General features: G+C 52.8%; 3 protein-coding genes and 6 pseudogenes. 3 read left to right on the forward strand and 6 right to left on the reverse strand.

Going from position 1 to position 10247, the window contains the following annotated elements:
• The first annotated feature begins 267 nt into the window (after positions 1–267).
• The 3 genes and pseudogenes from iclR (at position 268) to ACMZI0_RS00575 (ending at position 2943) form a co-directional block, all read left to right on the forward strand.
• A complete protein-coding gene (iclR, locus tag ACMZI0_RS00565; RefSeq protein WP_415671561.1) occupies positions 268–1101 on the forward strand; it encodes a glyoxylate bypass operon transcriptional repressor IclR in 834 nt (277 codons plus the stop codon).
• Positions 1102–1492: 391 nt separating this feature from the next.
• A complete protein-coding gene (locus ACMZI0_RS00570) occupies positions 1493–2071 on the forward strand; it encodes a lysophospholipid acyltransferase family protein (RefSeq protein WP_415671562.1) in 579 nt (192 codons plus the stop codon).
• Positions 2064–2943, forward strand: a pseudogene (locus ACMZI0_RS00575) (phosphatidate cytidylyltransferase). Before ACMZI0_RS00570 ends, ACMZI0_RS00575 begins: the two are co-directional and overlap by 8 nt.
• A gap of 13 nt (positions 2944–2956) precedes the next feature.
• Here ACMZI0_RS00575 and aceK read toward each other — a convergent pair.
• The 6 genes and pseudogenes from aceK to ACMZI0_RS00605 form a co-directional block, all read right to left on the reverse strand.
• Positions 2957–4700: pseudogene (gene aceK / locus ACMZI0_RS00580) on the reverse strand (bifunctional isocitrate dehydrogenase kinase/phosphatase).
• A 45-nt stretch (positions 4701–4745) separates the two neighbouring features.
• Positions 4746–6053, reverse strand: a pseudogene (aceA, locus tag ACMZI0_RS00585) (isocitrate lyase).
• 28 nt (positions 6054–6081) lie between these two features.
• Positions 6082–7660 (reverse strand): annotated as a pseudogene (gene aceB / locus ACMZI0_RS00590) (malate synthase A).
• Positions 7661–7936: 276 nt separating this feature from the next.
• Positions 7937–8938 (reverse strand): annotated as a pseudogene (locus ACMZI0_RS00595) (homoserine O-succinyltransferase).
• 132 nt (positions 8939–9070) lie between these two features.
• Positions 9071–9864: pseudogene (locus ACMZI0_RS00600) on the reverse strand (MFS transporter).
• A gap of 38 nt (positions 9865–9902) precedes the next feature.
• Positions 9903–10247 (reverse strand): hypothetical protein (locus ACMZI0_RS00605; RefSeq protein WP_415671563.1); only part of this gene is annotated, 345 nt, incomplete at its 5' end.

Consider the following 10247-nt stretch of genomic DNA (forward strand, 5'->3'; position numbering starts at 1 on the left):
CCAGTTGCTCACGCAATGCCGCAACCCGATTCACCGCCGTTACCTGTTTTTGCTCTGCCACCCTAACCCCACCGAACTTGTTGGTATCTATCCAAATTATGATTGTTTATCGTAACAATCTGCCCGTTCCGCGTCACATGAGAGTTTTTCAGTCTTTCACCACTTTTTTTCGCCTTTCGCTACTAATCTGCCTGAAACCTAAAGAATAGTTGCAATCCTGGAGGAAAAAATGAAAACTAATTCCACTATAAAGAGAGGAGCCGAAATATGACGCCACCGGAGCCCGCCAAGCGCGGCAAAAAACCACGGGGTGCCGTCAGCACCAGCGTTGCAGGAACGGGCCAGGTACAATCGCTGACACGTGGTTTAACGCTGCTGGAACTGATTGCCCAAGCCAACGGCAGCGTCGCACTTACCGATCTGGCGCAGCAGGCCGGTCTGCCTAACTCCATCACCCACCGTTTATTGACCACCATGCAGCAGCAAGGCTTTGTGCGCCAGGTGGGGGATTTGGGTCTGTGGACCATAGGCTCCCATGCCTTTATCGTCGGCAGCAGCTTTCTGCAAAGCCGCAACCTGCTGGCCATGGTGCACCCCATGTTGAGCAAACTGATGGAAGCCTCTGGCGAAACCGTTAATCTGGCCGTGTTGGACCACAGCGATTACCAGGCCATTATTATCGATCAGGTACAGTGTACTGCGCTTATGCGTATGTCTGCGCCGATTGGCGGCAAACTCCCGATGCACGCTTCAGGCGCAGGAAATGCCTTTCTGGCAAACCTAAACGACGATCAGGTAAGCAGTCTGCTGCATCGTAAAGGGCTGCATGCTTATACCCACGCCACGCTGGTATCACCGGTGCACCTGAAAGAAGATCTGGCGCAAATCCGTCGACGCGGCTATTCCTTTGACGATGAAGAGCACGCACTGGGGCTACGCTGCATCGCCGCCTGCTTGTTCGACGAGCACCGCGAACCGTTCGCTGCCATTTCTATCTCCGGCCCTATTTCCCGCATCACGGACGATCGTGTTACCGAGTTAGGGGCGTTAGTGATCAGCGCCGCCAAGGAAGTGACGCTGGCTTATGGCAGAACCCGTTAATTTTTCTGTAAAATTGGCTATAATGTGCGCTCTCGAACTCAATTCACGAGCACACTGTTATGGAAAAGGACATCCAGGATCGCCGCCCGATTCGGGCGCGCGAGACACGATGGGCGACTGCGGCCGCACGCTATTTACGCCGTAAAGGTTATACGCCCAATGCTATCTCACTCTTCAGTATTCTGTTCGCCGCCCTTGGCGCGCTCTGTTTTCTCATCGTGTGGCGCTGTGACAACGAACTCCTGCAACGAGGCCTGTTTATCGCTGGCGCGCTCGGTATTCAGGGACGTTTAATCTGTAACCTCCTTGATGGCATGGTCGCGGTCGAAGGGGGAATGCGCAGCCCGGCAGGGGCAGTGTATAACGAGTTGCCCGATCGCGTATCCGATACTTGCTACTGTTGGGCGTCGGCTACGGCGTACTGTTGTTTCCTTACGCGCCACTTCTTGGTTGGGGAGCCGCGCTGCTGGCGCTGGCAACGGCGTATATTCGTCTGCTGGGCGGTACCTGCGGATTGGTGCAGCGCTTCAGCGGCCCAATGGCGAAACAACACCGCATGGCGCTGCGCCGTTATCTCTCTGCACGCATCTTCGGTGCCGTGCTGATCGAGCGGAAACGGAAATCCGGGACGCCCTTCTCCAGCGAAGATCTGCTGGCTCCGTTGGTGACGGTGCAGGAAAAACAGGAGTCATTGATTTTTTTCCCCGAGGGCACGCGCGGTAACGGCGACGACTTGGGCGAATTCAAGAGCGGGCTGTTCCATCTGATGCAGCGCTACCCCAATGCGCGTCTGGTGCCGGTATGGTTGGAAAACCTTAATCGCGTGCTGCCAAAAGGCTCAAGGCTTGTCGTTCCTATCATTTGTAGCGCCACCTTTGGCGAGGCCATTTCTGGCCCAGAGCAGGATGAAACCAAAATCGATTTCCTGAACCGGGCGAAACAGGCGCTGGAGGCGCTGTCACATGCGTAAATTCGACAATGAATTGCTCCTGCTGTTGGGTGGTTTGTTTATTCTGCTGATGGTTGCCAGCCTGATTGGGTTTATGCTTTCGCGCCGCAAGCAGAACGACACCATTGCCAACCTGAACGCCAGAATCCGCGCCTGGTGGGTGATGTGTACGATCTCCGTGATCGCCATGCTGGTCGGCCCGATAGGTTCCGTGGTGTTGTTTGCGCTAATGTCGTTTTACGCGCTGCGCGAATGCGTGACCTTGACGCCCACGTGTCGGGACGATCATGAAGCGTTGTTCTGGTGCTTCTTTATCATTCTGCCACTGCAATATCTGCTGGTGGGGATCGAATGGTACAACCTGTTTGTCATTTTCATTCCGGTGTATGCCTTTCTGTTTATTCCCGCCCGCGTGGCACTGGCAAGCGATACCACGCACTTTCTTGAACGCTGCGCCAAGATTCAGTGGAGCCTGATGATCGCCGTCTACTGCGTCAGCTATGCACCGGCGCTCCTGATGCTCTCCATTCCCGGCTTTGAAGGTGAGAACATCAAGCTGGTGCTGTTCATGATGATTGTGGTGCAGATTTCTGATGTGTTGCAGTACGTGTTCGGCAAGCTGTGGGGCAAGCGCGCCATCGTGCCTAAACTGAGCCCGAATAAAACGGTGGAAGGGTTGTGCCGCGCTGTTCTGGGTTACGCCATTTGTCCCTCTTGATGCCTTCTTTATCTCACTGTTGATCACGCTGTTGGGATTTACAGGCGGCTTATGCATGTCAGCCATCAAACGCGATCGCGGCGTGAAAGATTTCGGCGGCATGATGGATCGCATCGATTCGCTGTGCTTCGCCGCCCCGGTGTTCTTCCACGTGGTTCGCTATTTCTATAGCTAAGCGACGTCCAGCGTTAGCCTGCCTGTTGACGCTTACCGTAGCGCACGCTGAAGCGTTGCCGCCTGCGGTAGGCGTACACATCTTCCACATAGCCGTCACGAATGCGCGCCTGCAAATGACGCCAGTAATCGGCTGAAAACAGCTCGCTGTGCATCTCCTCAAACATGGCCAGCAACGCCTTGTCGGCAAACAGGAATTGGCGAAACTCCTCGGGGAAAACATCGTTGGGAGCGACGCTATACCAGGGTTCGCTCGCCAGCTCATCCTCCGGGTAGCGCGGAGCCGGAATATCGCGGAAATTCACCTCGGTCATATAGCAAATTTCATCGTAATCATAAAACACCACCCGTCCGTGCGCGTTACGCCGAAATTCTTGAACAGCATATCATCGGGAAAATATTGGCCGCCGCCAGTTGCTTGATGGCATTGCCATACTCTTCAATCGCATCACTCTGCTGCTGCACCGATGCAGAATCCAGATACAGGTTGAACGGCGTCATGCGGCGCTCCATGTAGAGATGGTTAATCAGGAGCAGCTGATCGCCGAGATCTTCCAGCTTCTCAGGCACTTCGCGGTAGAGTTCCTCCAGCAGTTCCGCACTGATACGGCGTTTATCAATCACGAAATTTTCATACTCCTGAGTATCTGCCATGCGCCCTACCCGGTCGTGCTCTTTCACCAGTTGATAACAGGACCGTACCCGCGCGGCACTGACCTCTTTCTGTGGTGCAAAGCGATCCTTGATAACCTTGAACACCCGATCGAACGACGGCAGGGTAAACACCAACATCACCATCCCCTTAACGCCAGGGGCAATAATAAATTGTTCGCTAGAGGCGGCGACATGGTTGAGGTACTCGCGGTAATACTCGGTTTTTCCGTGTTTTTGGCAGCCAATGGCGCAATAAAGCTCCGCCGTGGTTTTCCCCGGCAAGATATCCCGCAACCACGCCACCAGCGCACCCGGCTGCGGGGCATACACCATAAAATAGGAGCGCGCGAAACCAAACACGATGCTGGCTTCCGCTTTACTTATCAGGCAGGTATCGATAAACAACGCGCCCTGCTCGGTTTGGTGGATAGGCAACAGAAACGGCAGCGTATCGTCAGGCAATACCAACTTACCCACCAGCCACGCCGCCTTGTTACGGTAAAACAGTTCATTGGCGACCTGTAAGCGTGCTTCAGCTAGCTGCTGCGCCGTAAACGCCTGCGTCAGGCTGGTGACAATATTGCCGATATCACGCGCCAGATATTCCCACGGCAGACGCAGCGGCAGTTCCGACAGCAATTTATCTAACGTATCGTGCCACCCATCGCGCGGGACGATATCGCGACACAGCGGGCGCGATATCTCGCACATACGCCGCTCAGGCTGCGAGCTGAACACAAACAGCTTATCCGTCGTGAGTTCACGATGATTAAACAATCGACAATAGACGGAATTAAAGAAACTTTCGGCGATCTCGAAGCGGGGATAGTCCGGTAGCAAGGTGGTATACACGGTTTTCACGCTGGCGAGAAAAGCGGCGTCGTAACAGCGTGGCCCAGTAATACAGCGCAGTTGCTCCACCACCAGCCCAACGTGATGGTCATAAAGGTGGATACGCTGCTTCATTGCCTGTTGCACCGCCTGCCAGTCAGCCCGCTCGAAACGCTGCTGTGTGCCAGCGGTCACCTCCAAAAAGCGGCCATACTGCGCATCAAACCCTTGCAGAATGGTCTGCGCCACCAGTTGTTCCAGATTACGCCTCATCAATGCGCCCCACAGTGGCGGCCAGCTGACGCTGGCCGATTAGGATCAGAATTGCTGCTCTTCCGTTGAACCGGTCAATGCGGTCACTGACGAGGCGCCGCCTTGAATGATAGTGGTCACCTTATCGAAATATCCGGTACCCACTTCCTGCTGATGAGAAGAGAAGGTATAACCCTTGTTGATGGCGGCAAATTCGGGCTGCTGCACTTTTTCCACGTAGTGTTTCATCCCCTCGCCCTGCGCATAAGCATGGGCCAGATCGAACATGTTGAACTACATGCTGTGGATGCCCGCCAGCGTAATGAACTGATATTTGTAGCCCATTTCCGACAGCGCATCCTGAAAGCGCGCGATGGTGGCATCATCCAGATTCTTCTTCCAGTTGAAGGAAGGAGAGCAGTTATAGGCCAGCAACTTGCCGGGATATCGGCGATGAATGGCATCGGCAAAGCGCTGTGCCAGCGCCAAATCCGGCGTTGAGGTTTCACACTACACCAGATCGGCATAAGGGGCATAGGCCAAACCGCGACTGATAGCCTGCTCAATGTCAGCATGGGTGCGGTAGAATCCCTCCACCGTGCGCTCGCCCGTCACGAATTAGCGATCGTAAGGGTCGCAGTCTGACGTCAGCAGATCGGCAGCATCGGCATCAGTGCGTGCAACCAGCAACGTCGGCACGCCCATCACGTCTGCCGCCAGACGCGCCGCCACCAGTTTCTGAATAGCTTCCTGAGTCGGCACTAACACCTTGCCGCCCATATGCCCGCACTTCTTCACCGAGGCTAGCTGATCTTCAAAATGGACCGCCGCAGCCCCGGCTTCAATCATTGATTTCATCAGCTCAAAGGCATTCAGCACCCCGTCGAAACCCGCTTCCGCATCGGCCACAATCGGCAGGAAATAATCTACATGACGATCATCATTGGGTTCAATGCGGTTGGCCCACTGAATCTGGTCGGCACGACGGAATGTATTATTGATACGCGCCACCACCGCAGGCACCGAGTTCGCCGGATAGAGAGACTGATCCGGGTACATACTGGACGCCAGATTGGCATCCGCCGCAACCTGCCAGCCGGAAAGATAGATAGCTTCAATGCCCGCTTTCGCCTGCTGTAATGCCTGCCCACCGGTCAGTGCGCCGAGGCAATTCACATAGCCTTTGCGCGCGCTGCCGTGCAACAGCGCCCACAGTTTGGCGGCACCGTGCTGGGCCAGCGTCGATTCCGGATTCAACGAACTGCGCAATGTAATCACATCTTCCGCACTGTAGGGACGTTTAATACCTGCCCAACGTTCGGTTTTCCATTCTTGTTGCAGTTGTTCAATTTGTTGAGTACGAGAGGTTGTCATTATGGGGTGTCCTATTTATCAAGCACGGTTAGTCAAGCAGGGTGTAACCTGGCAACGTCAGGAAATCGATCAGTTTGTCTTGTGTGGTTATCTGATCCATCAGACGCGCCGCTTCGTCAAAGCGTCCGCCGCTAAAACGCGCCTCGCCTAATTCCTCCTGAATCACCAGCATCTCTTCAGCCAGCATGCACTGGAACAAAGCCTTGGTGACGACTTGCCCATCGCTCAGCGTCTTGCCGTGGTGGATCCACTGCCAAATAGAGGTACGGGAAATCTCTGCCGTCGCCGCATCCTCCATCAGCCCGTAAATCGGTACGCAGCCATTGCCGGAGATCCAGGCTTCGATGTACTGCACCGCAACGCGAATATTGGCACGCATCCCCGCTTCGGTGCGTTCGCCGGGACAAGGTGCCAGCAATTCTGCCGCACCAATCGGAGCATCTTTCTCTCGGCTAACCTCAAGTTGATTGACGCGTTCGCCCAAAGCTTCATCAAAAACTGCCATCACGGTGTCCGCCAGGCCAGGATGTGCTATCCAGGTGCCGTCATGGCTATTTTTTGCTTCTAATGCCTTGTCCTGACGAACTTTTTCCAACACCCACTGATGACGTGCTGGCTCTTTGCTGGGAATAAAAGCGGCCATGCCCCCCATAGCGAAAGCGCCACGCCGGTGACAAGTTTTGATAAGCAAACGTGAATAGGCATTGAGGAACGGCTTATCCATGGTGACGGAGCCGGTCAGGCAATACGCGATCGGCATGGTTTTTCAATGTCTTGATGTAGCTGAAGATGTAATCCCAACGACCGCAATTCAGCCCGACAATGTGGTCGCGCAGCGCGTGCAGGATCTCATCCATCTGGAATACCGCTGGCAGCGTTTCAATCAGCACCGTGGCCTTGATGGTGCCCCGCGGCAAATCAAAGCGATCTTCGGTATAGCTGAACACTTCGCTCCACCAGGCAGCTTCGCGCCAGGATTGCAACTTAGGCAGGTAAAAATAAGGGCCACTGCCCTTCGCCAGCAATGCTTGATAGTTATGGTAAAAGTAGAGAGCAAAATCGAACAGTCCACCGGGAATCGCTTCCCCCTGCCAGGTGACATGTTTTTCCGGCAGATGCAGACCACGTACCCGGCAAATCAGCACGGCAGGATTCGGTTTGAGCTGGTAGATCTTGCCTTCGTCATTGACGTAAGAAATAGTGCCTCTCACCGCATCACGCAGATTAAGCTGACCGTCGATCACCTTTTCCCATGAAGGGGACAGAGAATCTTCAAAATCGGCCATAAACACTTTCACGTTAGCGTTCAGGGCGTTGATGATCATCTTCCATTCGACTGGCCCGGTGATCTCCACGTGGCGATCCTGCAAATCTGCGGGAATGCCGCGAATCGTCCAGTCAGCATTTCGAATGGAAGCTGTTTCCGAAATAAAATCGGGCAGTTCTCCTGCATCTATCTTCTGCTGCTGTGTAGCTGTCTTTCCAACAGTAGTCCGTTTCTTAGCAACAAGAAGCGGTTTACCAACCCAGCCAAAAAATCGGTGGCCTCTTCTGTCAGAATGCTCTGCCACGCCAAAACGTTCACTGAATACCAACTCTCGGCTTATCGTCTGTTACGTCATCTCTCGGGTTCCTTTTCTCAGGGCCGCGCTCCCTGTTAACAGAGAGGGGTTATCAAGGGGCGAAATTTTCAACCAACAGAATTAAGCGTAATTCAATTATATTAAAAATAAAAAAATATTTCCATTTTTAATCAAAAATAACTTATCTTGATGATTTAAATAAATAAAAATATGAAAAAATCAGGGAAATAATTTTCAAACAAAATTTATGGCAACAAAAAATGGTACCATTGGGCACCCTGAGTGAAACGGTAGAACGTTTTAGTCCAGCGTTGGATTCATGCGACGCAGATCGAACGGCGTGATCTGATAGACACAATAGTTGAGCCAGTTAGCAAACAGTAAATGCCCGTGGCTGCGCCAACTCGCTTTTGGTGCATTTTCCGGGTTGTCGTCAAGGAAGTAGTTCAACGGTACGGTAGGGTTCAAGCCCGCATCGCGGTCACGAAAGAATTCGCTGGCAAGCGTATGAGTATCATATTCAGGGTGCCCGGTGACGAACACCTGACGCTTATCTTTACTGGCAAACAGATAAGCACCGGCTTCATCAGACTCAACAAAATATCCAGGTCGGCGTACTGGCGAATAATATCTGTGGGGAAATCAGCGTAACGCGAATGGGGAGACGGGAAGGTTTCATCAAAACCACGGGTAAGCAACGCATGCTGCTGCAACGTGTGGTGCGCATACACGCCAGAAAGCTTCTTGCTGCGGGTCATTTTGGGGATGCCATACAGCAGATTTAGCCCAGCCTGCACCGCCCAACAGGCAAACAGGCAAACAGGCAAACAGGCAAACAGGCAAACAGGCAAACAGGCAAACAGGCAAACAGGCAAACAGCGTGGACGTCACATGATCTCTTGCCCAATCGATCACTTTTGCTATCTGTGGCCAGTAAACCACATCACAGAGATCCACCAGACCCAGCGGTGCGCCTGTGACAATCAGACCATCGAAGTTGTCGTTTTCAATATCCTCAAAGTTACAGTAGAAGTTATTGAGATGTTCTGTAGGCGTGTTCTTGGATTCACGGCTATCAATGCGCAGCAGTTGGAGCAGTTGGATATCCACCTGCAACGATGAGTTGGAGAGTAGGCGCAGGAACTGGTTTTCTGTCTCAATCTTCTTCGGCATAAGGTTCAACACCAGCACCTTTAGCGGACGAATCTCCTGAGTACTGGCACGAGAAGTGGTCATGACGAACACATTCTCATTGCGCAAAAAACTTACCGCAGGTAACTCATCAGGGATCCGAATTGGCATGACACTACACCTCACTGCAACCGTTTATACGTTTAGACATCCAGATGCATGAAGATAACCAGTTTTCCGCAACTTGTACAGCGCACAGGCCGAAGTTGAATAATCTTCATCCTGTACACTGTGCAGCGCCGTTTACATCTGCGCCTCTTTCCCTTTTCTGTGCAGCAGCAGAGAAACAAACATCGCCATCAGACACATGGCAGAGACATACCAGAAGAACGTAGTTCAATCCCTGCCGATTTCAGCGACAGTGCGACGTACTCAGCCGAACCGCCAAACAGCGCGTTGCCTATCGCATAGGAGAGCCCCACGCCCAGCGCAAAAGGAATACGCCATCCCCAGGCTTTCAGTTCTTCGGTGCTGAGCAACTGTTGCAGGATAACCAGCACCAACAGCGCTAATAACTGCCCTCCAATCAACGTGACATATTGAAAAGAGGCATAAAACCCGCGCTTGCCCTCAACGGCTACTTCACTCATGTAGGTTGCACTGGTGCCATACTCCCCCCCAACTGACAACCCCTGAAACAAACGCGCAAGCAACAACAATGCAGGAGCCCAGTGGCCAATCACGCTATAGGTGGGCAAACAGGCGATAACGAACGAGCCGCAGCACATCATACAGACGGAGATAAGCATTGAGGTGCGGCGACCGTGCTTATCGGCAATATAACCAAATAGCCAACCGCCGATCGGGCGCATCAGGAATCCGACGGCAAATACACCAGCGGTTTGCAGGAGTTGCGTGGTGGTATCACCACTAGGAAAAAACGCTGCGGCAAAATAGAGTGCGCAGAACGAATAGACATAAAAATCGAACCACTCTACCAGGTTACCGGAAGAGGCTCCCACAATGGCGAATATCCTCTTGCGCGTATCATGGGGGTCTAGGTGTTGCTCCGCAAGCGGTGGTGTTACATCTGCCATAGTAAAAATCCCTATAAGAGTGATAAATGCGTGCTGCGCTATGCCCATGCATACGGCACAAGTAAATTGTTATAATTTGGTAAAACACAATGAAAACAACGTGCAAAAATGCGTAGTGACAACGAGTTATTCTCGATGTTGTCACAGACGGGGAGTAAGAGAAAGGTTATTACATTAATGAAATGGGATGTAAAGCGAGTCTTGATGTTCGCTGTTTCTGCGCAAATAACAGGAGAAAGTGAAAAACCACGCACAGCAAAAAGGGGCTGTCCTTTCGGACAGCCCCTTCGCTTAATTAAAACCTGACAGTTCCCTACTCTCACATGGGGAAGCCCCACACTACCATCGGCGCTACGGCGTTTCACTTCTGAGTTCGGCATGGG

It is taken from the genome of Symbiopectobacterium sp. (genome assembly GCF_047692315.1).
Classification (GTDB): domain Bacteria; phylum Pseudomonadota; class Gammaproteobacteria; order Enterobacterales; family Enterobacteriaceae; genus Symbiopectobacterium.

Coding starts and splice junctions, on each gene's coding strand:
- iclR (WP_415671561.1), top strand. CDS start 268: ATGACGCCACCGGAGCCCGCCAAGCGCGGCAAAAAACCACGGGGTGCC.